21 protein-coding genes are annotated in these 25668 nt (G+C 70.2%); 8 read left to right on the top strand and 13 right to left on the bottom strand.

The window, feature by feature from the left end; translation table 11 throughout:
• Window positions 1-8: 8 nt before the first annotated feature.
• From pyk to pta, 3 genes are all read right to left on the bottom strand, one after another.
• Window positions 9-1436, bottom strand: coding sequence for a pyruvate kinase (gene pyk, locus ACFY0P_RS43245; RefSeq protein WP_388926813.1), 1428 nt, complete (start codon window positions 1434-1436; stop codon window positions 9-11).
• 81 nt (window positions 1437-1517) lie between these two features.
• Window positions 1518-2744, bottom strand: coding sequence for an acetate kinase (locus tag ACFY0P_RS43240; RefSeq protein ID WP_388926810.1), 1227 nt, complete (start codon window positions 2742-2744; stop codon window positions 1518-1520).
• Complete coding sequence (gene pta / locus ACFY0P_RS43235; RefSeq protein ID WP_388926808.1) at window positions 2741-4867, bottom strand: phosphate acetyltransferase; 2127 nt, start codon at window positions 4865-4867, stop codon at window positions 2741-2743. The genes ACFY0P_RS43240 and pta overlap by 4 nt, the downstream gene beginning before the upstream one ends.
• A 186-nt stretch (window positions 4868-5053) precedes the next feature.
• On the opposite strand from pta, the gene ACFY0P_RS43230 reads away from it, so the two are divergent.
• Window positions 5054-6079 carry an ATP-dependent 6-phosphofructokinase gene (locus ACFY0P_RS43230; RefSeq protein WP_388926805.1) on the top strand — a complete coding sequence of 342 codons (1026 nt, stop codon included), beginning with the start codon at window positions 5054-5056 and terminating at the stop codon, window positions 6077-6079.
• Between the two features lie 88 nt (window positions 6080-6167).
• On the opposite strand, the gene ACFY0P_RS43225 is transcribed toward ACFY0P_RS43230, so the two are convergent.
• From ACFY0P_RS43225 to ACFY0P_RS43205, 5 genes are all read right to left on the bottom strand, one after another.
• Window positions 6168-6890: an XRE family transcriptional regulator gene (locus tag ACFY0P_RS43225; RefSeq protein WP_388926802.1), complete on the bottom strand. Its 723-nt coding sequence runs from the start codon at window positions 6888-6890 to the stop codon at window positions 6168-6170.
• Between the two features lie 91 nt (window positions 6891-6981).
• Complete coding sequence (locus ACFY0P_RS43220) at window positions 6982-7812, bottom strand: carbohydrate ABC transporter permease (protein WP_388926800.1); 831 nt, start codon at window positions 7810-7812, stop codon at window positions 6982-6984.
• 8 nt (window positions 7813-7820) lie between these two features.
• Window positions 7821-8717: a carbohydrate ABC transporter permease gene (locus ACFY0P_RS43215; protein ID WP_388926797.1), complete on the bottom strand. Its 897-nt coding sequence runs from the start codon at window positions 8715-8717 to the stop codon at window positions 7821-7823.
• Window positions 8714-10081 carry an extracellular solute-binding protein gene (locus ACFY0P_RS43210; RefSeq protein ID WP_388926795.1) on the bottom strand — a complete coding sequence of 456 codons (1368 nt, stop codon included), beginning with the start codon at window positions 10079-10081 and terminating at the stop codon, window positions 8714-8716. Before ACFY0P_RS43210 ends, ACFY0P_RS43215 begins: the two co-directional genes overlap by 4 nt.
• A gap of 232 nt (window positions 10082-10313) precedes the next feature.
• Entirely contained in the window at window positions 10314-10514 is a 201-nt protein-coding gene (locus ACFY0P_RS43205; RefSeq protein WP_388926792.1) for a GNAT family N-acetyltransferase, read from the bottom strand.
• 55 nt (window positions 10515-10569) lie between these two features.
• Here ACFY0P_RS43205 and ACFY0P_RS43200 point away from each other — a divergent pair, with 55 nt between their 5' ends.
• Window positions 10570-10860: a hypothetical protein gene (locus ACFY0P_RS43200; protein WP_388926789.1), complete on the top strand. Its 291-nt coding sequence runs from the start codon at window positions 10570-10572 to the stop codon at window positions 10858-10860.
• A 209-nt stretch (window positions 10861-11069) separates the two neighbouring features.
• On the top strand, window positions 11070-11630 hold the full coding sequence (locus ACFY0P_RS43195) for a hypothetical protein (RefSeq protein ID WP_388926786.1): 561 nt from the start codon (window positions 11070-11072) through the stop codon (window positions 11628-11630).
• Window positions 11631-12243: 613 nt separating this feature from the next.
• Here the strand turns inward: ACFY0P_RS43195 and ACFY0P_RS43190 are convergent.
• Window positions 12244-12924, bottom strand: a complete 681-nt coding sequence (locus ACFY0P_RS43190) for a response regulator (RefSeq protein WP_388926783.1) — start codon at window positions 12922-12924, stop codon at window positions 12244-12246.
• Window positions 12921-14546 carry an ATP-binding protein gene (locus tag ACFY0P_RS43185; protein ID WP_388926780.1) on the bottom strand — a complete coding sequence of 542 codons (1626 nt, stop codon included), beginning with the start codon at window positions 14544-14546 and terminating at the stop codon, window positions 12921-12923. The genes ACFY0P_RS43190 and ACFY0P_RS43185 overlap by 4 nt, the downstream gene beginning before the upstream one ends.
• A gap of 121 nt (window positions 14547-14667) precedes the next feature.
• Between ACFY0P_RS43185 and ACFY0P_RS43180 the strand changes: the two genes are divergently transcribed.
• From ACFY0P_RS43180 to ACFY0P_RS43160, 5 genes are all read left to right on the top strand, one after another.
• Window positions 14668-16080 (top strand): cation:dicarboxylate symporter family transporter, encoded by a 1413-nt coding sequence (locus ACFY0P_RS43180; protein ID WP_388927092.1) that lies wholly within the window; start codon window positions 14668-14670, stop codon window positions 16078-16080.
• 293 nt (window positions 16081-16373) lie between these two features.
• Window positions 16374-17147 (top strand): DUF2127 domain-containing protein, encoded by a 774-nt coding sequence (locus ACFY0P_RS43175; protein WP_388926777.1) that lies wholly within the window; start codon window positions 16374-16376, stop codon window positions 17145-17147.
• A 29-nt stretch (window positions 17148-17176) separates the two neighbouring features.
• Entirely contained in the window at window positions 17177-17605 is a 429-nt protein-coding gene (locus tag ACFY0P_RS43170; protein WP_388926774.1) for a MerR family transcriptional regulator, read from the top strand.
• Between the two features lie 14 nt (window positions 17606-17619).
• Window positions 17620-17937 carry a thioredoxin family protein gene (locus ACFY0P_RS43165; RefSeq protein ID WP_388927089.1) on the top strand — a complete coding sequence of 106 codons (318 nt, stop codon included), beginning with the start codon at window positions 17620-17622 and terminating at the stop codon, window positions 17935-17937.
• Between the two features lie 143 nt (window positions 17938-18080).
• Window positions 18081-20357: a HelD family protein gene (locus ACFY0P_RS43160; RefSeq protein WP_388926772.1), complete on the top strand. Its 2277-nt coding sequence runs from the start codon at window positions 18081-18083 to the stop codon at window positions 20355-20357.
• Here the strand turns inward: ACFY0P_RS43160 and glgB are convergent.
• From glgB to treS, 3 genes are all read right to left on the bottom strand, one after another.
• Window positions 20332-22512, bottom strand: a complete 2181-nt coding sequence (glgB, locus tag ACFY0P_RS43155; RefSeq protein WP_388926769.1) for a 1,4-alpha-glucan branching enzyme — start codon at window positions 22510-22512, stop codon at window positions 20332-20334. The genes ACFY0P_RS43160 and glgB overlap by 26 nt on opposite strands.
• An 18-nt stretch (window positions 22513-22530) precedes the next feature.
• Window positions 22531-23901, bottom strand: coding sequence for a maltokinase (locus tag ACFY0P_RS43150; RefSeq protein WP_388926766.1), 1371 nt, complete (start codon window positions 23899-23901; stop codon window positions 22531-22533).
• Window positions 23902-24144: 243 nt separating this feature from the next.
• A partial coding sequence (gene treS / locus ACFY0P_RS43145) for a maltose alpha-D-glucosyltransferase (protein ID WP_388926763.1) occupies window positions 24145-25668 on the bottom strand: 1524 nt, incomplete at its 5' end.

The raw sequence follows: 25668 nt of genomic DNA, 5'->3' as shown, positions 1-25668 counted from the left end.
GCGGGGCGTCACTTGTTGATGCCGCCGATGTGGTGGACGCGGAGCATGTTGGTGGTGCCCGGGACGCCGGGAGGCGAGCCCGCCGTGATGATGACGGTGTCGCCCGGGTTGAAGCGGTTGATCTTGGCGAGCTCCTGGTCGACCATGTCGACCATCTCGTCCGTGCTGTTCACGAACGGCACCACGTGCGACTCCACGCCCCAGCTGAGGGTGAGCTGGTTACGGGTGTTCTCGTCGGTGGTGAAGGCGATGATCGGCTGCTGCGCGCGGTAGCGCGAGAGCCGGCGGGCGGTGTCGCCGGACTGGGTGAACGCGACCAGGCCGCGGCCGCCGAGGAAGTCGGCGATCTCGCAGGCGGCACGGGCCACCGAACCGCCCTGCGTGCGCGGCTTCTTGCCCGGGACGAGCGGCTGCAGGCCCTTGCTGAGCAGCTCCTGCTCGGCCGCCTTGACGATCTTCGACATCGTCTTCACGGTCTCGACCGGGTACGCGCCGACGGAGGACTCCGCCGACAGCATCACCGCGTCCGCGCCGTCCAGGATCGCGTTGGCCACGTCGGAGGCCTCGGCGCGGGTCGGCCGGGAGTTGGTGATCATCGACTCCATCATCTGGGTCGCCACGATCACCGGCTTGGCGTTGCGCCGGCACAGCTCGATCAGGCGCTTCTGCACCATGGGGACCTTCTCGAGCGGGTACTCGACGGCCAGGTCGCCACGGGCCACCATGACGGCGTCGAACGCCATCACGACGCCCTCCATGTTCTCCACCGCCTGCGGCTTCTCCACCTTGGCGATGACGGGGACCCGGCGGCCCTCCTCGTCCATCACCCGGTGGACGTCGTCGACGTCCTTGGCGTCCCGCACGAAGGACAGCGCGACCATGTCGCATCCCATGCGCAGCGCGAACCGGAGGTCCTCGACGTCCTTCTCGGACAGCGCGGGCACGTTGACGGCCGCGCCGGGCAGGTTGATGCCCTTGTGGTCGGAGACGACACCGCCCTCGATGACGATCGTCCGCACCCGCGGGCCCTCGACCTCCGTGACCTTCAGCTCGACGTTGCCGTCGTTGATGAGGATCTGGTCGCCGCGCGAGACGTCGCCCGGCAGGCCCTTGTAGGTCGTACCGCAGATGGTCTTGTCGCCCGGGACGTCCTCGGTCGTGATGACGAACTCGTCACCGCGCTCCAGCTCCACCGGTCCCTCGGCGAAGGTCTCCAGACGGATCTTCGGGCCCTGCAGGTCGGCGAGGACGCCGATGGCACGGCCGGTCTCCTTGGCGGCGGCCCGGACGCGGTCGTACCGCCCCTGGTGCTCGGCGTGGGAGCCGTGGCTGAAATTGAACCGGGCCACGTTCATGCCCGCCTCGATCATGGCGACGAGCATCTCGTGGGTGTCGACCGCGGGGCCGAGAGTACAGACGATTTTCGAACGGCGCATGGGGGCGATCCTATCGGTTTGTTTCGCTACGGAATATTCCGTCTGGTGGAAGATACAAATGGGCGCTAATGTGCTCAGCTGTTATTCGGCCGGCGTCGGTCCGGCGCCCACCAGTGCGTACGTCTGGGTGGCGATCTCCAGCTCCTCGTCGGTCGGCACCACGGCGACCGCGACCCGCGCGGCCGCCGGCGATATCAGCCGCGGCTCGTCCGCCCGTACGGCGTTCAGCTGCGGGTCGACCGCGAGCCCCAGCCCCTCCAGGCCCGCCATGGCCGCCTCCCGCACCGGGGCCGCGTTCTCGCCGACGCCCGCGGTGAAGGCCACCGCGTCGACCCGGCCGAGGACGGCGCAGTACGCGCCGATGTACTTCTTCAGGCGGTGAATGTAGATGTCGAAGGCGAGCCGGGCCTCTTCGTCGCCCTCGTCGATCCGGCGCCGGATCTCCCGCATGTCGTTGTCACCGCACAGACCGAACAAACCACTCCTCTTGTTGAGAAGAGTGTCGATCTCGTCCATGGACATTTCGCCAACTCGCGCCAAATGGAAAATGACGGCCGGGTCCAGATCGCCGGAACGGGTTCCCATCACCAGCCCCTCCAAAGGCGTCAGGCCCATCGAGGTGTCCACGCACCGGCCGCCCCGGACGGCCGACGCGGACGCCCCGTTGCCGAGGTGCAGCACGATGACGTTCACCTCTTCCGGTGTCCTTCCCAGCAGCCGCGCGGTCGCCCGGGACACGTACGCGTGCGAGGTTCCGTGGAAGCCGTACCGGCGGATCCGGTACCGGTCGGCGAGCTTCGGGTCGATCGCGTACCGCGCCGCGGACTCCGGCATCGTCGTGTGGAACGCCGTGTCGAAGACGGCGACCTGAGGCAGGTCAGGGCGCAGCGCCTGCGCGGTGCGGATCCCGGTCAGGTTGGCCGGGTTGTGCAGCGGGGCGACCGGGATCAGCCGCTCGATCTCGGTGAGCACCGCGTCGTCGATCACCGTCGGCTCGGTGAAGAACATCCCGCCGTGCACCACCCGGTGCCCGATCGCGGCCAGCTCCGGCGACTCGAGCCCGAGCCCGTCCCTCGTCAGCTCTTCCGCCACGGCCTTCAGGGCGGCCTCGTGGTCGGCGATCGGCCCGAGGGCCTCGCGGGTGTCACCGCTGTCCAGGCAGGTGTGCCTGAGCCGGGAGGTCTGCTCGCCGATCCGCTCGACGAGACCCACCGCCAGCCGGCTGCTGTCCCGCATGTCCAGCAGCTGGTACTTCACCGACGAGGAGCCGGAGTTGAGGACGAGGACACGGGTCGGACTGGGGCTCACTGGGCGGTTGCCTTCTCGCTCGGGGACGCGGCCTGGGTAGCGGCCGGGTTCTGGGCCGGATTCTGCGCCTGGATCGCCGTGATGGCGACGGTGTTGACGATGTCCTGGACGAGGGCGCCCCGGGACAGGTCGTTGACGGGCTTGCGCAGCCCCTGCAGCACCGGCCCGACCGCGATCGCGCCGGCCGACCGCTGCACGGCCTTGTAGGTGTTGTTGCCGGTGTTGAGGTCCGGGAAGATCAGCACGCTGGCCTGCCCGGCGACCTCGGAGCCCGGCAGCTTGGTGGCGGCCACCGACGGCTCCACGGCCGCGTCGTACTGGATCGGCCCCTCGATCAGCAGATCGGGCCTGCGCGAGCGCGCCAGCTCGGTCGCCTCCCGCACCTTGTCCACGTCCGCCCCCGAACCCGACGTGCCCGTCGAGTACGACAGCATCGCGATCCGCGGCTCCACACCGAACTGGGCGGCCGTGCCCGCCGACTGGACGGCGATGTCGGCGAGTTGCTCCGCGTTCGGGTCCGGGTTCACCGCGCAGTCGCCGTAGACCAGCACCTTGTCGGCGAGGCACATGAAGAAGACGGACGAGACGATCGACGACCCCGGCTTGGTCTTGATGATCTCGAAGGCCGGGCGGATGGTCGCAGCCGTGGAGTGCGCAGACCCCGAGACCATGCCGTCCGCGAGCCCCTCCTGCACCATCAGGGTGCCGAAGTAGTTGACGTCGGCGACCACGTCGTACGCCAGCTCCACCGTCACGCCCCGGTGGGCGCGCAGCAGGGCGTACTGCTCGGCGAAGGCGTCGCGCAGTTCGGAGACGGCCGGGTCGATCAGCTGGGCGTCGGCGAGGTCGATGCCGAGGTCGGCGGCCTTCTTGCGGATCTGGTCGACGGGCCCGAGCAGGGTGATGTCACACACCCCCCGGCGCAGCAGCACCTCCGCCGCATGCAGCACCCGCGCCTCGGTGCCCTCCGGCAGCACCACCCGCCGCTTGTCGGCGCGCGCCTGCTCCAGGAGCTTGTGCTCGAACATCATCGGGGTGAGCCGGCCGGTGCTCGGCGCCGAGACCCGCTTGTTGAGGCCGGCGGTGTCGACGTACCGCTCGAACAGGCCGAGCGCGGTCTCCGCCTTGCGCGGGGTGGCCGCGTTCAGCTTGCCCTCCAGGGAGAACAGCTGGGCGGCGGTCGGGAAGCTGTTGCCGGGCACGGAGATCACCGGGGTGCCGGGGGCCAGCCGGGCGGCGAGGGTGAGGATCTCGTCGGTGGGCCGCTCACCCAGGGTGAGCAGCACGCCGGCTATCGGCGGGGTGCCGGCGCTGTGCGCGGCCAGTGAGCCGACGACCAGGTCGGCACGGTCGCCCGGGGTCACCACCAGGCAGCCCGGGGTCAGGGCGGGCAGGAAGCTCGGCAGCATCGCACCGCCGAAGACGAAGTCCAGCGCGTCCCGGGCCAGCCCCGAGTCGTCGCCGAGCAGCACCTTCGCATCGAGCGCGTGGGCGATCTGGGCGACCGTCGGCGCGGACAGCGCGGGCTCGTCCGGCAGCACGTACACGGGCACCGGGAGCCGTCCGTCGATCCGCTCGGCTATCTCGTCCCGGTCCTCGCGGGCGACCCGGTTGGCGACCATCGCCAGCACGTCGCAGCCGAGACCGTCGTACGCCCGGAACGCGTTGCGGGTCTCCGCCAGCACGGACTCCGCGTTCTGGTCGCGGCCGCCGACCACCGGGATCACGGAGGCACCGAACTCGTTGGCGAGCCGGGCGTTGAGGGACAGCTCGTCCGGGAACTGGGTGTCGGCGTAGTCGGTGCCGAGGACGAGGACGACGTCGTAGTCGCGGGCGACCAGGTGGAAGCGGTCGACGAGGGTGGAGACCAGCTCGTCGGCGCCGCGCTCGGCCTGGAGGGCGGAGGCCTCGTGGTAGTCCATGCCGTAGACGGTGACCGGGTCCTGGGAGAGGCGGTACCGCGCACGCAGCAGCTCGAAGAGGCGGTCGGGACCGTCATGGACGAGGGGGCGGAAGACCCCGACCCGGTCGACCTGCCGGGTCAGGAGCTCCATCACGCCCAGCTCCACGACCTGGCGGCCGTCGCCGCGGTCGATCCCGGTCACGTACACGCTGCGCGTCACGTGTGCACTCCGTCTCTGTGTGGTACCTGTGCGATCGCATAAAAATCGCCCACCGGGGTGAGCGGAACCCTCTTGACAATACCCCCGGCGCCGGATAAGGCGCCCGCCAGGACTTCACCCACCCGCCCGGCATGAAACAATCGGATCGGCTCACCGGCAACGACAGCGAGCAGGAGACACACCACCATGCGCATCGGAGTTCTCACCGCAGGCGGCGACTGCCCCGGCCTGAACGCCGTCATCCGATCGGTGGTACATCGGGCTGTCGCACAGTACGACGACGAGGTCATCGGTTTCGAGGACGGCTTCCGGGGGCTGCTCGACGGCCACTACGTCCCCCTCGACCTGGACGCCGTCAGCGGCATCCTGGCCCGTGGCGGCACGATCCTCGGCTCGTCGCGGCTGGAGCGGGACCGGCTGCGCGAGGCCTGCGAGCGGGCCACCGACATGGTCGAGGAGTTCGGCATCGACGCGCTGATCCCGATCGGCGGCGAGGGCACGCTGACCGCGGCGCGCATGCTGTCCGACGCGGGCCTGCCGGTCGTCGGCGTCCCGAAGACCATCGACAACGACATCTCCTCCACGGACCGCACCTTCGGCTTCGACACGGCCGTCGGCGTCGCCACGGAGGCGATGGACCGCCTCAAGACCACCGCCGAGTCCCACCAGCGGGTGATGGTCGTCGAGGTGATGGGCCGGCACGCCGGCTGGATCGCCCTGGAGTCCGGGATGGCGGCCGGTGCCCACGGCATCTGTCTCCCGGAGCGGCCCTTCGACCCCGCCGACCTGGTCAAGATGGTCGAGGAGCGCTTCGCCCGCGGCAAGAAGTTCGCCGTGGTGTGCGTGGCGGAGGGCGCCCATCCCGCCGAGGGCACGATGGACTACGGCAAGGGCGAGATCGACCTGTACGGCCACGAGCGCTTCCAGGGCATCGGTACGGCCCTGGCGTACGAACTGGAGCGGCGGCTCGGCAAGGAGGCCAAGCCGGTCATCCTCGGGCACGTCCAGCGGGGCGGCACGCCGACGGCCTACGACCGCGTCCTCGCGACGCGGTTCGGGTGGCATGCGGTGGAGGCGGCGCACCGGGGCGACTTCGGGAAGATGACGGCGCTGCGGGGGACGGACATCGAGATGGTGCCGCTGGCGGAGGCGGTGACCGAGCTGAAGACGGTGCCGAAGGATCGGATGGACGAGGCGGAGTCCGTTTTCTAGGGCTCGGGTTCAAGTCCGGCCGCGGTGGGTGGGGGCTGGTCGCGCCCACGCGGCGGAGCCGCAGATCGAACACAGCCCCGCGCCCCTTTCAGGGGCGCTTGTCCTCGACCCTGTTCCAGAAATGGGCGACGATCCCCGTCAGGAAATCTCTGCCCCTGTCCTCGGCTGACTCCGATGTCGGGATGTTGCCCCAGGCCAGGGTTGCCGTCATCCGTCCCTGGTAGTCCTCGTGCAGGTCGCGCAGCGTGCTCTCGATCAGGTGTTTGTCCAGGGGGAGCAGCTTGCTCACCTGGCGGACATAGGCCTGCCAGCGAGTGGTGACCGCATTGCGCAGCAACTCCGCCAGCTTCTCCTCCTTGCAGGTCACGGTGATGAAGTCCGGCAGGGACAGACGGAGCGTGTCGGCCAGGGCGGTGGACTGCCGTTCCGTGCCCTGCCAGTCCTCGTCCTCCTCCATCGCGAGATAGCCCAGGAGGTCGAGGCCGACCGCCGAAGCCACGTCCTCCGGGGCCAGTCCGCGGGCGATCCGGTGTTCGCGCAGGGTCCGCGGCCGGCCGATCAGTTCGCCGGGCGTGCACCACAACACGCCCGCCAGCGCGATGAGTTCGGGACTGCTGGGGATCACCGCCCCGCGCTCCCAGGCGAGTACGAGATCGGGCGTGGCGTACGGCAGCCCGTACGAGGCCCGCAGATCGTGGGCCACGTGCTCGGGCCCCATGCCGAGAGCGGCACGGAGTCTGCGGGCGGCGGGGGCGTTGAAGGGGGGACCTGGCTGGTTCGGCAGAGCTGGGGGTCGGCGCACAGCCGACAAGGTAGGGGCGTGCGAGGGTGCTGACTACGGTCCGTTCGGCCAGGAACACGGATTGTGGGAACGTACGGATTCGACCGTATGTCCGACCTGGTCATCCCTTGACGGCCCCGCCCAGTGCGAACCCACCTCCCAGTCGGCGCGCGACCAGCACGTACAGCAGGATCACCGGCGTCGAGTAGATGACGGAGAAGGCGGCGAGCTGGCCGTACGCCACCATGCCGCGGTTGCCGAAGAAGTCGTTGATGCTGACCGAGGCGGGCATCTGGTCCGGCGAGAGCAGCAGCATGAACGGGACGAAGAAGTTGCCCCACATCATCACGAAGGCGAAGACGGTGACGACGGCGAGGCCGGGTCCCATCAGCGGCAGCACGATCCGCACCAGCGACTGGGCGGAGTTGGCACCGTCCGTCCAGGCGGCCTCCTCCAGCTCCTTCGGCACGCCGTCCATGAAGTTCTTCATCAGCCAGATGGCGAAGGGGAGCTGGGAGGCGGCGAAGAACAGGATCGTGCCCTGCATGGTGTCGATGAGGTTGATCCGGACGAACAGCGCGTACACCGGCACCATGATGGCGGTGATCGGCAGGCTCGTCGCGAACAGGATGGACAGCAGGAACGGCCGGTTGAACCGGGAGCGGTAGCGGGAGAGCGGGTAGGCGGCGAGGGCGGCGCAGACGACGGTGAGCGCGGTGGCGCCGCCGCACAGGAGCAGGCTGTTGAGCAGCGGGGTGTAGGTGATGTCGGGGGTGAGGATCGCGTCGAAGTTCCCGAAGGTGAACCCGTCCGGGATCCTGACCCGCAGGTCGGCGTGCGGATCGACGGCGGAGAGGACCACCCAGGCGAGCGGAAGCACGAAGGCGGCGGCCACGATCAGCAGCCCGAGGTCGGCGGCGAGCCGGTGCGAACGGCGTTGACGGCGGGGCATGGTGCGGTTCACACCTCCGTGCGCAGGAGCCGCATGTAGACGACGGAGAAGAGCGAACCGACCAGGAGAAGGAGCAGGGCGACCGCCGTCCCGTACCCGATCATGCTGTTCTGGAAGGCCTGTTCGTACATGAAGAGGGGCAGCGTCTGGCTCTTGTCGCCGGGCCCGCCACGGGTCATCACCCAGATGAGCCCGAAGACGGAGAGCGTCTGCAGCGTGTTGAGCATCAGATTCGTCCCGATGGACCGCCGGATCATGGGGAGCGTGATGTGCCACATCCGCCGCCAGCCGCCGGCGCCGTCGACCTCCGCCGACTCCTCGATCTCGCTGGGTATCTCGTCGAGCGCGGCGGAGTAGACCAGCATCGAGAAGGCCGTGCCCCGCCACACGTTGGCGAACGACACCGCCAGGATCGGCAGCGTGAACAGCCAGTTCTGCGACGGCAGATGAAGGAGATCGAGGATGGCGTTGAGCGTGCCCTCCCTGCGGAAGAAGGCGTAGAGAAGAAACCCGGCGACGACCTCCGGCAGCACCCACGCCGTGACCACGATCCCTCCGGTGAGCGTCCGCACGGGCTTCGACGCCCGCCGCATCAGCGCGGCGAGCGCCAGGCCCAGGGTGTTCTGCCCGACGAGCGAGGACAGCACGGTGAAGACGAGGGTCAGCCAGACGGCGTTCAGGAAGGCGTCGTCGTGGAACGCCCTGCGGAAGTTGGCGAAACCGACGAAGGAGGAGTGTGCCTGCCCGGTGAGCTGGAGGTCGGTGAAGGCGATCCAGGCGCAGTAGACGATGGGCCCGCCCAGGAAGAGCAGGAGCAGGACCAGGGCGGGGGTGAGGGGGAGGGCGCGGGCGACGCGACGGGTGACCACGGCGTGACTCACCGACCGACTCGCTGGCTGACTCACTGGGTGACCACTTGGCCGTCGGTGACGTCCTTGAGCGTCGAATCGTAGGTACTCGCCGCCTTGTCGACCGAAGCGTCACCGGTGGTCACGCTCTCCATGGCCTCCTGGACGGCGGTGGAGACCTTCGGGTAGGCCGTGTAGGCGGGCCGGTAGTGCGTACTGGCGACGAGATCGGTGAAGAACTTGATGCCGGGCTGGGCGGACGTGTACGACGGGTCGCTCGCGACGTCCTTCCGCACGGCGATCCCCGAGTTGGCGATGTACCACTTCTCCGCGTTCGCCTTGGTCTGCATGGTCTTGATGAAGTCGAAGGCGAGGTCGGGGTTGCCGGCCTTGGCGGGAACGGCCCAGGTCCAGCCGCCGGACATGCTCACCTTGCCGGGGGCCTGACCGTGCTGGGTCGGCATGTAGGCGAGGCCGAGCTGCTGGGACCAGTCGGACCACTCGTGACCGCTGCCCTTGAGCCAGTTCTGGGGAAGCCAGGACCCGTCGAGGTTGATGCCCAGCTTGCCCTGGGGCATGAGTTCACCCCAGACCGTGTTCCGGTAGTTGGGGTCGAGTGCGTCGGACACGTCCGGTCCCAGCTTGTCCTTGTACACGGTCTCGACGAACGACAACGCGTCCTTGAACCCCTGACTCCCGGCGATCCACTTCTTGCTCGTCTTGTCGTAGAGCGGGTCACTGGTCCCGTCGTTGGTGCCGTACAGCAGCATCTCGAAGCCCTGCATGCTGGCGGTCTCACCGGCGGGCTTGCCGGTGTAGACGTTGAGGGGGGTGACGCCGGGGACCTTCTTCTTTATCGTCCGGGCGGCGGCGAGCACCTCGTCCCAGTTCCTGGGCTGCCAGTCGGTGGGCAGACCGGCCTTCTCGAACACCCGCTTGTCGAACCAGAGGCCGCGGGTGTCGGTGCCGTCCGGGACGCCGTACGTCTTCCCGTCCTCACCTCTGGCCGCGGACTTCGCGGTGTCGATGAACTGCCCCCAGTCCTGCCACTTGGCGAGGTAGGAGTCGAGGGGCTTCAGGTACCCGCTGGTGATGTCGGAGTTGATGAGGAAGGTGTCCTCGTAGACGAGGTCGGGAGCGGTTCTCGGGGACCGCAGCATCTGCTGCAGCTTGGTGTAGTAGTCCGCGTCCGAGGCCTTGATCGGGACGAGCTCGACCTTCTTCCCCGGGTACTCCTTCTCGAACTGCTTCTTGATGTCCGCGAGATACGTGTCGGTCACCTTGACGGAGTTGTCCATCGACTGCTTGAAGGAGACCTTCACGGTGTCGGGGCTGCTTCCGGATCCGCCGCTGCACGCGGTGAGCGAAGCGGCGGCGGTGACGAGGGCGAGGGTAACGATGCTGACGGCGGTGGGGCGCACGGGCACGACCTCCTCGGCGGCCACTGCGCTGTGGCCTGGGGGTTCGTCTGTCTGCCCGGTGAAGGTAAGTGGAGTGGTCTAGTCAGGTCAATGAGTGTGCGGGGGTTTGCTGAGGCAGGGGGTAGGTGGAGGGGGTAGGTGAGACGTCCCTCGCCCCGTACGTGGAGACCTTGAGCGCGACCACGCCAAGGCCAACACCGCGCCCGGCCGCGCGTACAGGGGCGTGACGACCTCATGCGAGGTCCTCCCACTCCTCGCGGAGCATGCCAAAGAGCACCCGGTCATAGCGCTCACCCCGCACCAGCACGGCCGACCGGCGGCGGCCTTCCTCGCGGAAGCCCAGCCTGGTGAAGGCACGCACGGCGCGCTCGTTGCCGCTCCAGGTGTCCAGCTCAAGCCGGTTCAGGCAGTACGCGCCGAACAGGTGGCCCACGAGCAGCCGCAGCGCTTCGCTGCCGTAGCCGCGGCACCAGAACTCCCGCTCGCCGATGGTGACTCATGGTGTCGAAGCCGATCTGGATCGCTTCCGCTGTGACCGGGCCGAACAAGGGGTCTTCGCCTGCAGCCCTGGTGAGCGCGGCGGCGGTTCTGGTGCCCTCGCCCAGTTCGGCGAGGGCGACCTGCCAGTCGGTGCCGGGCAGCCCGCCTACTTCGACCCGGGTGCCGTCGTCGACGAGTTCCTCCCGGTCTGGGAAGTGGGCGCGTACGGCGGCGTACTCCAGCGCGAGCGCGGTCAGCACGACGACGGTGGGGGTGTCTCCGGCACCCCCTCGAGGTAGTGCCAAGACGGACTGCGAGGCGGGCGTCGACTGGTGGGAGGCGTGGGCTCACCATTCCCGGCGGGCTCCGGCATGCCCGGAACGGCGTGAGTTCTCACCACAAAACGTTGCCCTGACGGGAAGATTCCGCCCAGTATCGTGACAACCGGTGATCGGGAATGTGTGCGACGCTACGGGGCGATGACCGGGGCGTCGGGGGAGGGGCTCGCATGCCGGAGCAAGGCGTCACCGTCGGGCAGTTGCTGCTCGCCGAGTACCAGACGGTCAAGGACGAGCAGAAGGCGCGGATCGGGTTCCGGGACAACCTGCTGTACGTGACGCTCGGGGTGGTGGCCGCCGTCATCGCCGCGGCGGCGCAGGCGAAGCAGGCGTCGATGCTGCTGGCGTTGCCGCCGGTGTGTGTGGTGCTCGGATGGACCTACCTGGTCAACGACGAGAAGATCACCGCGATCGGGTACTACGTGCGGGACGAGTTGGGGCCACGGCTCGCCCGACTGGCGTCCGCGGGTGGGGAATTCCCGACCTTTGGCTGGGAGGCGTACCACCGGACCGACGTCCGGCGGCGGACCCGCAAGACGATCCAGGCCGTGATCGACCTGACCGCGTTCTGCGCGGTGCCACTGGCGGCGCTGGTGGTGTTCTGGGCGGGCGGGGACGGCGGTGGGTTGCTGGTCGGGCTGTCGGTGCTGGAGGCGATGGCCGTGGTGGGGCTCGGGGTGCAGGTGCTGCTGTACATGAGGCCGGCGAGACCGGGGCGGAGCCCGGCCTGACGCCGTGCCGTTGATGCTCACGTATGAGGGGGCATCGGGGGACGGAACGGCGCATGAGAGCGGCTTTATCGGCTTTGCCGGCGGCCCTGGCCGAGGGGGCTGGTGGGGATGCCGGGCGGGTGCCGGCCGAGACGGTGGATGGCTCGCCGGAGGCGTTGGAGGCCTGGGGCGACCGGGTTGCGGAGCTGCTCGGGGGCGATCCGCGGGTTGCTGGTGCGGTTGCGGCGGCCATGGAGCGGTCTGCGCCGGGTAGCGCTGCTGCCGGGTATGGGGGCGATCACTCCGACTTCCGTGGAGGGGTCTTTCTGCGTGAGGTGGTCGGGGCTCAGGTCGTGATCCAGGGGGCGGGCGTGCGGCGGCGCCGGAGGCGCACTGCGGGATGCGGGCCGGGCGGAGGACGAGGCGGAGGCGTATGCCGAGGCGTCGCGCGTCTATGAGGAGTTCGAGGACTTCTGGTACCGGGCCGGCCGGACTCTCCAGAACCTGGCCATAAGCCACCAGGACGCTCAGCGCCAGGCCGAAGCCCGCGCCCACTACCTCCAAGCCGCCGACGCCTACACCCGAGCCAACGCCCCCACCAAAGCCACCCAAACCCGCGCCCAAGCCGAAGGGCTCACCGCTTCCCCCACCGATAAACCAACTCCGGCCTCCCCACCTGCCCGTACAACGGACTCCGCCCCGCCCGCCCCGCCTCGACCAAATGCTCCAGATACCGCCGAGCCGTGATCCGCGAAATCCCCACGCTCTCCGCGAGCGCCGCCGCGGTGAGCCCCTCCCTCGACTCCCGCAGCGCGACCGTCACCCGCTCCAAGGTCGGCGCACTCAGGCCCTTCGGCAGGGCAGCCGGCGACGGTGCCCGCAGGGCGGCCAGTGCGCGGTCCACCTCGTCCTGGCCGCTCGCTTCCCCCGCCGCCGCGCGGAACTCCGCGTAGCGGGTCAGCCGGTCGCGGAGGGTCGCGAAGGTGAACGGCTTCAGGACGTACTGGACCACGCCCAGCGAGACGCCCTCCCGGACCACCGCCAGGTCCCGTGCCGACGTCACCGCTATGACGTCCGCCTGATGCCCCGCCGCCCGGAGCGAGCGCGCGAACTGCAGGCCGTGCACGTCCGGCAGGTGCAGGTCAAGGAGGAGCAGGTCCACCGGCGTGCGGTCCAGGATGCGGCGCGCCTCCGCTCCCGTGTGCGCCTTCCCCACCGCCACGAACCCAGGCACCCGGCCCACGTACATGACGTGCGCGTCCGCGGCCACCGGGTCGTCCTCGACGACCAGGACTCTGATCGGCTCCCCGGTCATCGCGCCCCGCCTCCCGTCACCGACGCCCGCAACGGCAGCCGTACCTCGAACACCGCTCCGCCCTCCGGCGCCTCCGTCACCGTCATGGTGCCGTCCAGTCGTACGACGGCCTGCCGTACCAGGGCCAGGCCCAGGCCCCGCCCGCCCGGTCCCGCCGGCTTCGTCGAGAAGCCGCGCTGGAAGACCAGCTCGGCGTGGGCGGGGTCGACCCCCGCGCCCGTGTCCGCCACCCGCATCACCAACTCGGCGTCCTCCGCGTACGCGGTCACCGTCACGCGTGCCCCTGCCGTTCCCTGGGCAGCGTCCACCGCGTTGTCGATCAGGTTGCCGAGGATGGTGACCAGATCGCGCGCCGACAGGCTCTCCGGTAGCAAACCGTCATCCAGCCGGCTCTCGTCCGAGACCACCAGCTCCACGCCCCGCTCGTTGGCCTGGGCGGTCTTGCCCAGCAGCAGGGCGGCGAGAACCGGTTCGCTGACCGCGGCCACCACCTGGTCGGTCAGCGCCTGCGCCAGCTCCAGCTCCGCCGTCGCGAAGTCGACCGCCTCCGATGCCCGGCCGAGTTCGATCAGCGACACGACTGTGTGCAGGCGGTTCGCCGCCTCGTGCGCCTGTGAGCGCAGCGCCTGCGTGAAGCCTCGCTCGGAGTCCAACTCGCCCATGAGCGACTGGAGTTCGGTGACGTCTCGCAACGTCACCACAGTCCCCCGCCGCTCACCCCCCGACACCGGGGACGTGTTCACCACCAGGACCCGGTCCGCCGTCAGGTGCACCTCGTCCACCCGGGGCTCGGAGGCCAGTAGGGCGCCGGTCAGCGGGGCCGGCAGGCCCAGCTCCGCCACCGACCGCCCGACCACGTCCCCCTCGGCGCCCACCCCCAGCAGCTCCCGCCCCCCGTCGTTGATCAGCGCCACCCGGTACTGGCCGTCCAGCATCAGCAGGCCCTCGCGCACCGCGTGCAGCGCCGCCTGGTGATAGTCGTGCATGTGGCTCAGTTCCGCCGCGTTCATGCCGTGGGTGTGGCGGCGCAGCCGCGCGTTGATGACGTACGTGCCCAGCGCGCCCAGCAGCAGCGCGCCCCCCGCCACCCCGAGCAGCGCCGTCACCTGCTCCTGGGCCCGCTGGCTGATCGCCTCCACCTTGATGCCTGCGCTCACCAGGCCGATCACCCGGCCGTTCTCCTCCACCGGGGTCACCGTGCGCACGGAGGCGCCGAGGGTGCCCTTGTAGGTCTCGCTGTAGGTGTGGCCCCGCTGGGCCTCCTCGATGTGACCCAGGTAGTGCTTGCCGATCTCCTTCTGTTCGGGGTGGGTCCAGCGGATACCGTCCGGGGTCATGATCGTGATGAAGTCGACCTCGGTGCCCCGCATCACCTGGAGGGCGTAGGGCTGGAGCTCCGCCGAGGGGTTCGGGGTGTGGATGGCCGCGCGGACCGAGGGGGCGTCGGCGACCGAGTGGGCCACCGCCGTCGCCTGCCGGGTCGCCGCCTCCTCCGCCTGGTGGCGGTCGCTGACGTAGGTGAACAGCGCGTAACCGGCGACCAGCACCGCTATCAGCACGGCCTGCATGGCGAAGAGCTGGCCGGCCAGGCTGCGAGGGCGGGGGACTGGCGGAAAACGCATGTCAGCAGTGTGCCCCCTGGGTTAAGCGCGAACTAAATGAACGGAAGGGTGACCGCCCTCACAGAACGGGAGATAGTCACGGCATCCCCCACAACCCCCGGACGTGAGCCGCACGCCGGTGATGCCGACGAAGACGTCAAGGAGGGCAGCCGTGGCCGCAGCAAGCACCCCCGAAACGGCACCTGCCGCACCCGCAGTGAAGCGGGACCGCACCCATTACCTGTACATCGCCGTGATCGCCGCGGTGGCGCTCGGCATCGTCGTCGGGCTCGTCTGGCCCGACGCCGGGGTCGAGCTGAAGCCGCTCGGAACCGGCTTCGTCAACCTGATCAAGATGATGATCTCGCCGATCATCTTCTGCACGATCGTGCTCGGGATCGGGTCCGTGCGGAAGGCCGCCAAGGTCGGTGCCGTGGGCGGTATCGCGCTCGGCTACTTCCTGGTGATGTCCCTGGTCGCGCTGGGCATCGGTCTGGTGGTCGGCAACATCCTGCACCCCGGTGACGGGCTGCACCTCACCAACGCCCTCAAGGCCACCGGACACAGCCAGGTCGACTCCGAGGCGCTCGGCCCGGTCGACTTCGTACTGTCGATCATCCCGACCACCTTCGTCTCCGCCTTCACCGAGGGCCAGGTGCTGCAGACGCTGCTCATCGCGCTGCTCGCCGGGTTCGCGCTGCAGGCCATGGGATCGGTCGGCCAGCCCGTGCTGCGCGGCATCGAGCACATCCAGCGGCTCGTCTTCCGCATCCTCGGCATGATCATGTGGGCCGCGCCGATCGGTGCGTTCGGCGCCATCGCCGCCGTCGTCGGCTCCGCCGGGCTCGACGCGCTCAAGAGTCTCGCCGTGCTGATGCTCGGCTTCTACGTGACCTGCGTGCTGTTCGTCTTCGTCGTGCTCGGAGCACTGCTGCGGATCGTCGCCGGGCTGAACATCTTCACGCTGTTCAAGTACCTCGCCCGTGAGTTCCTGCTGATCCTGTCCACCTCCTCCTCCGAGTCCGCGCTGCCGCGGCTCATCGCGAAGATGGAGCACCTGGGTGTCAGCAAGGCCGTGGTCGGTATCACCGTCCCGACCGGCTACTCCTTCAACCTCGACGGCACCATGATCTACATGACCATGGCGTCCCTCTACATCGCCGACGCCCTCGGCACGCCGATGTCGGTCGGCGAGCAGATCCCGCTGCTGCTCTTCCTGCTGCTGGCCTCGAAGGGCGCGGCCGGTGTCAGCGGTGCGGGGCTCGCCACGCTGGCCGGCGGTCTGCAGTCGCACAAGCCCGCGCTGGTGGACGGCGTCGGTCTGATCGTCGGCATCGACCGCTTCATGAGCGAGGCCCGCGCCCTGACGAACTTCGCGGGCAACTCCGTCGCCACCGTCCTGATCGGTACCTGGACCAAGGACATCGACACGGCCCGGATGCAGCAGGTGCTCGCCGGTGACCTGCCGTTCGACGAGACGACGCTGCTCGACGAGGGGGAGCCGGTGGTTGCGCCGGACCTTCCCGAGCAGCGGGAGGAGCTGGCGAAGGCGTAGTGCGCCGTCGTCGGCCGCGGGTCGATGGGGGCTGGTCGCCTCCCCCAGCCTTCGGCCGGGGGTACCCCCAGCGCCCCTGAAGGGGCGCGACGCCCCGGGCCCGCTGAAAGCCGCCGGACGTCCGGCTCGGCCTGAACCCGGGCCGGCCGTCCGGCCACCGCTCCGGGCGGCTGGGAACTCCCCCCGTTGCCCAGCCGCCCGGTCCACCCCTCGGCCACGCCTGTCAGACGTATCCACTAACGTGCCGTTCCTGTCCAACAGGAACGGCACGTCGGTATGGGGAGGCACGGGGGATGGCGATCGACTGGGACCGTCGGCACTGCGCACGCAAGGGGCATGTGACCTATGCCCCGGACGATCCGCGGCTGCGGGTGCGGCTGCACACCCAGACCGCGGTCGGGGAGGCCTGGCGGTGTCTGCGGTGCGGCGACTTCGTGCTCGGCGAGCCGCACGGCTCGGGGCCGGCGGCCGACGCCCCGCTGGTGCCGCGCGGGAAGGTGCTGCGGGACCTGTTCATCCTGCGCTTCCTGGCGATCGAGCGGGCCGTGCGCGGGGTGTTCATCGTGCTGGTAGCGGTCGCGGTGTGGAAGTTCAGCAACAGCCAGGACGCGGTGCGCAGGCTCTTCAACGAGTACCTGGACACGTTCCGGCCGGTCTTCAGGCACTTCCACTACGACCTCGACCACTCGCCGGTCGTCGGGTCCATCCAGAAGGCCTTCGGCTACAAGCACTCCACGCTGCTGCTGGTGGCCGGACTGCTGCTGGCGTACGCGCTGATCGAACTCGTCGAGGCGGTCGGGCTCTGGTACGCCAAGCGGTGGGCGGAGTATCTGACGGTGGTCGCCACCGCCGCCTTCCTGCCGCTGGAGATCTGGGAACTCACCGAGAAGGTCAGCTATCTGAAGATCGCGACCCTGGCGCTGAACATCCTCGCCGTGCTCTACATCGCCCTCGCCAAGCGGCTGTTCGGGCTGCGCGGCGGACGCAGGGCCTTCGACGAGGAGCGGCACAGCGCCTCGCTGCTTGAGGTCGAGGAGTCCGCGGGGGTCGAACCGAGCTTGTCTTGACGTCGGCGTCAGGTCTTACCGTCGTAGACATGCGAATCGGCGAGCTGGCCGCACGGGCCGGGACCACCACGCGTGCCCTGCGGTACTACGAGGCGCGTGGGCTGCTGCCCGCGCGACGGGCCGAAAACGGTCATCGGACGTACGACGAGAGCGACCTGAGGCTGCTCACGCAGATCCGGACGCTGCAGGACTTCGGGTTCGAGCTGGAGGAGACCCGGCCGTTCGTGGAGTGCCTGCGGGCCGGGCACCCCGAGGGCGACACCTGCCCGGCGTCGCTCGCGGTCTACCGGCGCAAGCTGGCGGAGCTGGACTCGCTGATCGGCGAGTTGCAGGCCGTGCGGGCGACCGTCGGGGCCCAGCTGGAGCGGGCTGAGCGGGCACGGGACGAACTGGCCGTCGAGGCGCTGGTTCCGGGGGGTCCGGAGCCGACCTGTGAACTGGGAGGGACCGGGCGATGATCAAGGCAGCGGGTGTGGCCGAGGTGACGGACGCCGACTTCGCGGCGGAGGTGATCGGGGCGGAGCTGCCGGTGCTGGTGGAGTTCACCGCCGACTGGTGCCCGCCGTGCCGGCAGATGGGCCCCGTGCTCACGGCGCTCGCGGCGGAGGAGGGGGAGCGGCTGAAGGTGGTGCAGCTGGACGTGGACACCAATCCGGAGACGACGAACGCCTACAAGGTGCTGTCGATGCCGACGTTCATGGTGTTCCGGGGCGGCGAGCCGGTGCGGTCGATGGTGGGCGCCCGGCCCAAGCGACGGCTGCTGGAAGAACTGTCCGACGTACTGGGCTGAACCGACCGATAATACGAAGAATCCCCCGGACAATTGCGTCCGGGGGATTTCTTTGCGTATATTCAAGAGTTCGCGACTTCAGGTCGAGGTGAAATCGATGAAGTCGCGGAGAAGTTCAGTGGGCACAGTATATCCGGGCTGGAGTGGAATTGTCAAACACCGAATTTCCGGACGATGAATTGCGCCATGAGCAGGAATTCATCGACGGACTGTACGCGCGGGTGGACGCTCTGCGCGGCGACACCGAGGACTCGGTCGCGGACGCCCTCGCCCTCGGCGACAAGCCGATGCAGGCCCGCCTGGAGCGGGACATCCTGGTCGCCGAGCGGTCCGGGCTGCTCGCCGCGCTGAACGCCGTGGACGGCTCGCTGTGCTTCGGCCGCATCGACCTGACGTCCGGTACCAAGCACCACATCGGACGGATCGGGCTGCGTCTGGACGACGCCGAGCGCACCCCGGTCCTCGTCGACTGGCGTGCCGAGGTCGCCCGCCCCTTCTACCTGGCCACCGGGCACACCCCGATGGGCCTGCGGCGCCGCCGGCACATCGCCACCGACGGCCGCCGGGTCGCCGCCCTGCACGACGAGATCCTCGACCTCGGCGACCGGGAGCGCACCGGCCACGAGGACCCGTCCGGCGACGCGGTGCTGCTCGCCGCGCTCAACTCGGCCCGCACCGGCCGGATGACCGACATCGTGCAGACCATCCAGGCCGAGCAGGACGAGATCATCCGGGCGCCGTACCGCGGGGTCCTGGTGGTCGAGGGCGGTCCCGGGACGGGCAAGACGGCGGTCGCGCTGCACCGCGCCGCCTTCCTTCTCTACGAGTACCGGGAACTGCTCGCCAAGCGGGCCGTCCTGATCGTCGGCCCCAACCCCGCCTTCCTCGGCTACATCGGCGAGGTGCTGCCCTCGCTGGGCGAGACGGGTGTGCTGCTGGCGACGGTCGGCGAGCTGTTCCCGGGCGTGAAGGCGACGGCGTCCGACACCCCCGAGGCGGCCGCCGTGAAGGGCCGTGCCGACATGGCCGACGTGCTCGCCGCCGTCGTACGCGACCGGCAGGCGCTGCCCGACCCCGTCCTCACCGTCGAACACGACCGCGAGGTGCTGATGCTCGACGACGGCCTGGTGAACATGGCCCGCGAGCGCACCCGCGCCGCCCGGCTCCCGCACAACGTGGCCCGCGAGCACTTCGAGGGCCACATCCTCAACACCCTCACCGACCTCTACGCCGAACGCGTGGGCACCGACCCCTTCGACGGCAGCAGCCTGCTCGACGCCTCCGACATCACCCAGATCCGCGACGATCTCGCCGAGAACCCCGAGGTCTGGTCCGCCGTCGACCAGCTGTGGCCGCGGCTGACCCCGCAGCGTCTGGTCGCCGACTTCCTCGCCGGCCCCGAGGGGTACCTGAGCGACGAGGACGCGGCCGCGGTCCGCCGCCCGGTGACCCGGGCCTGGACGGTCTCGGACGTGCCGCTGCTCGACGAGGCGGCGGAGCTCCTCGGTGTGGACGAGCGGGTCGCGCGGGCCCGCGCCGAGCGGGAGCGCGAGACCCAGATCGCCTACGCCCAGGGCGTCCTCGACGTCTCCTACGCCTCCCGCACCTACGAGTTCGACGACAAGGAGGACAGCGACCCCGAGGCCTCCGAGGTGCTGTCCGCGCACGACATCATCGACGCCGAGCGGTTCGCCGAGCGCCAGGAGGAGGAGGACTTCCGCAGCGCGGCCGAGCGCGCGGCGGCCGACCGCACCTGGGCGTTCGGCCACATCATCGTGGACGAGGCGCAGGAACTCTCCCCGATGGCCTGGCGCCTGCTGATGCGCCGCAGCCCGACCCGCTCCATGACCCTGGTCGGCGACCCGGCCCAGACCGCGGAGGCGGCCGGCGTCGGCTCCTGGGCGGACATCCTCCAGCCGTACGTGCAGGACCGCTGGGAGCACACCCGCCTCGGCGTCAACTACCGCACCCCGTCCGAGATCATGGACCTCGCGGCGGCCGTGGTCCGCGCGCAGCACCCGGACTTCGAGCCCCCGAGCTCGGTCCGCTCGACGGGCGTACGGCCGTGGATCCGGCAGGCGTACGACGACCTGCCCGGCGCCGTCGAGAAGGCGGTCGCCGAACTCACCCCGGCGGAGGGCCGCCTGGCCGTGATCGCCCCCCGCGACCTGCACCGCACCCTCGCCGCCCGCCTGGACGGCGTCACCGCCGGCACCGACCCCGACCTGACGCGGACCGTCGTCCTGCTCGACCCGCGCCAGGCCAAGGGGCTGGAGTTCGACTCGGTCCTGGTGGTGGAACCGGACCGCTACGGCACCAGCGACCTGTACGTGGCCCTGACCCGGGCCACCCAGCGGCTGGGGGTGCTGTACACCGGCGGCCTGCCGGACGGGCTCAGGCAGGCCGCAGCCACACCGTAGCCAGCGGCGGCAGGGTCAGCCGGATGCTCGCGGGGCGGCCGTGGCTGCCCTGGGGCTCCGGTTTGACCGGGTCGGGGTTGGTGACGTCGCTGCCGCCGTAGCGGGCCAGGTCGGTGTTGAGGGTCTCGTGCCAGGCGGGGATCTCCTCAGGGACGCCCAGGCGGTAGTCGCGGACCACGGGGGAGAGGTTGGAGACGGCGAGGAGCGGCGTGCCCTCGGCGTCCAGGCGGAGGAACGCGAAGACGTTGTCCTCCGCCGCGTCCCCGACGATCCACTGGAAACCGGCGGGTGCCGTGTCCCGCTGCCACAGGGCAGGGGTCGCCCGGTACACCGAGTTGAGGTCGCGGACCAGGTCCCGCACGCCCCGGTGGTCGGCCGCAGCGCCGTACTCCGGGTCGAGCAGCCACCAGTCCGGGCCGTGCGCCTCCGACCACTCCGCGCCCTGCGCGAACTCCTGGCCCATGAAGAGGAGCTGCTTGCCGGGGTGGGCCCACATGAAGGCCAGGTAGGCACGGTCGTTGGCGCGTTGCTGCCACCAGTCGCCGGGCATCTTCGAGACGAGCGAGCGCTTGCCGTGCACGACCTCGTCGTGGGAGATGGGCAGGACGTAGTTCTCGCTGTACGCGTAGACCATCGAGAAGGTCATCTCGTGGTGGTGGTACCTGCGGTGGACGGGCTCGTGGGACATGTACTCCAGCGAGTCGTGCATCCAGCCCATGTTCCACTTCAGGCCGAAGCCGAGACCGCCGCCGTCGGTGGGGCGGGTCACGCCCTCCCAGGCCGTCGACTCCTCGGCGATGGTGACGACGCCCGGGGTGCGGCGGTAGACGGTCGCGTTCATCTCCTGGAGGAACGCCACCGCGTCCAGGTTCTCCCGGCCGCCGTGCTCGTTCGGCGTCCACTGGCCCGGCTCGCGCGAGTAGTCGAGGTAGAGCATCGAGGCGACCGCGTCCACCCGCAGCCCGTCGATGTGGAACTCCTCGCACCAGTACACGGCGTTCGCCACCAGGAAGTTGCGCACCTCGCGGCGGCCGAAGTCGAACTCCAGGGTGCCCCAGTCGGGATGCGCGGCCCGCAGCGGGTCGGCGTGCTCGTACAGCGGGCGGCCGTCGAACTCCGCGAGCGCCCAGTCGTCCCGCGGGAAGTGCGCCGGCACCCAGTCCATCAGGACGCCGATGCCCGCCCGGTGCAGCGCGTCGACCAGGAACTTGAAGTCGTCGGGGGTGCCGAGCCGGGCCGTCGGCGCGTAGAAGCCGGTGACCTGGTAGCCCCAGGAACCACCGAAGGGGTGCTCGGCGACCGGCATCAGCTCCACGTGCGTGAAGCCCAGGTCGCTGACGTAGGCGGGCAGTTGCGCCGCCAGTTCGCGGTAGGTCAGGCCGGGGCGCCAGGACGGCAGGTGCACCTCGTACACCGAGAAGGGCGCCTCGTGCACGGGGGTGTCGCCGCGGTGCGCCATCCACTCCGCGTCGGACCACTCGTGGCGGGACGCGTGGACGATCGACGACGTGTTCGGCGGGACCTCGGTACGCCGGGCCATCGGATCCGCCCGCAGCGTGCGGGAGCCGTCCGGGCGGGTGATCTCGAACTTGTACAGCTCGCCTTCGCCGATGCCCGGCAGGAACAGCTCCCAGATCCCCGAGGAGCCGAGCGAGCGCATCGGCGACCCGGCGCCGTCCCAGAAGTTGAACCCGCCGGCCACCCGTACGCCCCGCGCGTTCGGCGCCCACACCGTGAACCGGGTGCCCGGCACGCCCTGGTGGACGGTCGGATGCGCGCCGAGCGCCTCCCACAGCCGTTCGTGCCGGCCCTCGCCGATCAGGTGCAGGTCCAGGTCGCCGAGGGTGGGCAGGAAGCGGTACGCGTCCTCGGTCTCCTGGACCGTCCCGTCGTACTCCACCAGCAGCCGGTAGAGCGGCACGTCGGAGAGGGGGAGCAGGGCGGAGAAGAAGCCGTCGCCGTCGTCGTGCAGTTCGGCCCGCAGATCACTGCCCGCTACGGCCGTCACCGTGCGGGCGTACGGGCGGAAGGCGCGGACGGCGATCCCGCCCGGGACCGGATGCGCGCCCAGCACCGAGTGCGGGTCGTGGTGGGTGCCGTGCAGCAGCCGTTCGCGGTCGCCGTCGGCTACGGACACGGGGTTGTTGGAGGTCACGGACGCGTCTCCCGGGGATCAGGTCGGGTCGGGGGTGGCCAGGCGGTGTACGGCCGACAGCGGGACGGGCAGCCAGTCAGGGCGGTGCCGGGCCTCGTAGACGACCTCGTAGACGGCCTTGTCGGTCTCGTAGGCCCGCAGCAGGACGGGGTCGGTGCGCGGGTCGACGCCGGCGATCTCGGCGTAGCCGGCACAGTAGGCCGCCCGGCACCCGCGCGCCCAGCCGGGGGCCGCCGGGGTCACCGAGTGGGCCGCGTAGTCGAAGGAGCGCAGCATCCCGGCGATGTCCCGCGCCGGCGGCTGCGGCATCCGGCGCTCGGCCAGCGGGCGGGCCGGCTCCCCCTCGAAGTCGATCAGCGACCACTGACCGGACGGCGCCCGCAGGCACTGTCCCAGGTGCAGGTCGCCGTGGACCCGCTGGGCGGTCCAGGTGCGGCCCTCGGCGGCCAGGTCGGCCAGCGCGGTGTAGGCGGACCGCAGCCCGTCCTCGTACGGCCGCAGCGCGGGGACCGCCTGCACGGCCGCTTCCAGCCGCTCGGTCATGCCCGCGACCTGCGACTCCAGTTGGCTGTGCCCGAGGGTGGCGGTCGGCAGCGCCCGGGCCAGCGCCGTGTGCACCTCGGCGGTGGCCCGCCCCAGCGCCCGCGCCTCGGCCGTGAAGTCCTCGCCCTTGGCCAGCTCGCGCAGGGCCAGCTCCCAGCCGTCGGTGGCGCCGCGCACGAAGGGCTGGAGGACGGCCAGGACATACGGTTCCCCGGCCAGCTCCGTCCGCAGCCAGGCCGTCGGGGCGGGCACCCGGGCGCAGCCCTCGCGGGCCAGGGCCAGGGGTATCTCCAGATCGGGGTTGACGCCGGGCACGACCCGGCGCAACAGCTTCAGGATGAACGTATCTCCGTAGACGACCGAGGAGTTGGACTGCTCGCCGGTCATCAGCCGGGCCACCAGCCCGTCGCGTATCTCCTGGCCCGGCTCGCGCTCGAAGCGCAGAGCGCCGATCCGGGCCCGGGTGCGCAGGGCCTCCAGGAGGAGCTCGGCGGGCCGGGGGTCGTACAGGGCGTCGTAGACCGTGTGCCCGGCCAGCGGGCCGTCGGCCAGGTGGCCGATCAGCGCGGGCGCCAGCCGGGGCGGCAGCGCCTCGCGCACACCTATGAGGAGCTGGTAGCAGTCGCCGGCCTCGGCGGGGGCGGGCGGCTGGTGGGCACGGACCAGCAGATGGTGCAGGCCCAGCCGGCCGTCCGAGGGCAGGAGTTCGGTCTCGGCCACCGGGGAGAAGCCGGTGACCGGGGAGCCCTTGCCGGCGAACCAGCGCTGCCGGGGCAGCCACTCGCGCAGCAAGGGGTCGAGCGAGGCGAGGAGAGCGGGAGTGGAGGGGCTGACCGTTTCCGCCATGGCGGTACGTCCTTTCCCCGGTCGTCGGGGGCGTTAGTGATGCGTGCCCCGGGCGGGCCGGAGGAAACCAACCGGCGCCGCCCGGGGTGGACTGTGCATGAGCGCTCCGCTGGCTGTGCCGCTACGTTGACCGCGGCCCGGTGGGGGCTGGTCGCGCAGTTCCTCCCCCAGCCTTCGGCCGGGAGGACCCCCAGCGCCCCTTCGGGGCGCTGCCGAACCGCAGCGGACTTCACCAGCCGCCCGCTAGGCCGGCTCCGCGCGCAGCCGGAACCAGTAGAAGCCGTGCCCGGCGAGGGTGAGCAGGTACGGCAGTTCGCCGACCGCCGGGAACCGCACCCCGCCGAACAGCTCGACCGGATGCCGGCCGTTGAACTGCCTGAGGTCCAACTCGGTGGGCTGCGCGAAGCGGGAGAAGTTGTGCACGCACAGGACGAGGTCGTCCTCGTACTCCCGCAGGAACGCGATCACCGCCGGGTTGGAGGACTGCAGTTCGGTGTAGGACCCCAGTCCGAAGGCAGGATTCTGCTTGCGGATCTCGATCATGCGGCGGGTCCAGTGCAGCAGGGACGACGGCGAGGACATGGAGGCCTCGACGTTGGTGACCTGGTAGCCGTAGACGGGGTCCATGATGGCCGGCAGGTAGAGCCGTCCCGGGTCGCAGGAGGAGAAGCCGGCGTTGCGGTCGGGGGTCCACTGCATGGGGGTGCGGACCGCGTCCCGGTCGCCGAGCCAGATGTTGTCGCCCATGCCGATCTCGTCGCCGTAGTAGAGGATCGGCGAGCCGGGCAGGGACAGCAGCAGGGCGGTGAAGAGCTCGATCTGGTTGCGGTCGTTGTCGAGGAGGGTGGCGAGGCGGCGGCGGATGCCGATGTTGGCGCGCATACGCGGGTCCTTCGCGTATTCGGCCCACATGTAGTCGCGTTCCTCGTCGGTGACCATTTCCAGGGTCAGCTCGTCGTGGTTGCGCAGGAAGATGCCCCACTGGCAGCCGGAGGGGATGGCGGGGGTCTTGGCGAGGATCTCCGAGACGGGGTAGCGGGATTCCCGGCGCACCGCCATGAAGATCCGCGGCATGACCGGGAAATGGAACGCCATGTGGCACTCGTCCCCGCCGCTGCGGTAGTCGCCGAAGTAGTCGACGACGTCCTCCGGCCACTGGTTCGCCTCGGCCAGCAGCACGGTGTCCGGGTACTGGGTGTCGATCTCCTTGCGCACCCGCTTCAGGAAGTCGTGGGTCGCGGGCAGGTTCTCGCAGTTGGTGCCCTCACGCTGGTAGAGGTAGGGCACCGCGTCGAGGCGGAAGCCGTCGATACCCAGGTCCAGCCAGAAGCGCAGCGCGGAGAGGATCTCCTCCTGGACGGCCGGGTTCTCGTAGTTGAGGTCCGGCTGGTGCGAGAAGAACCGGTGCCAGTAGTACTGCTTGCGGACCGGATCGTACGTCCAGTTGGAGACCTCGGTGTCGACGAAGATGATCCGCGCGTCCTGGTACTGCTTGTCGTCGTCCGCCCAGACGTAGTAGTCGCCGTACGGCCCGTCGGGGTCCCTGCGCGACTCCTGGAACCACGGGTGCTGGTCGCTGGTGTGGTTCATGACGAAGTCGATGATGACGCGCATGCCGCGCTGGTGGGCGGCGTCGACGAACTCCACGAAGTCGGCGAGGTCACCGAACTCGGGGAGTACGGCGGTGTAGTCGGAGACGTCGTAGCCGCCGTCCCGCAGCGGGGACTTGAAGAAGGGCGGCAGCCAGAGGCAGTCGACGCCGAGCCA

Source organism: Streptomyces sp. NPDC001714, from assembly GCF_042892755.1.
Taxonomy (GTDB): domain Bacteria; phylum Actinomycetota; class Actinomycetes; order Streptomycetales; family Streptomycetaceae; genus Streptomyces.
The sequence above is the reverse complement of the archived record's forward strand: the minus strand, read 5'-3'. Positions and strand labels throughout refer to the sequence as shown.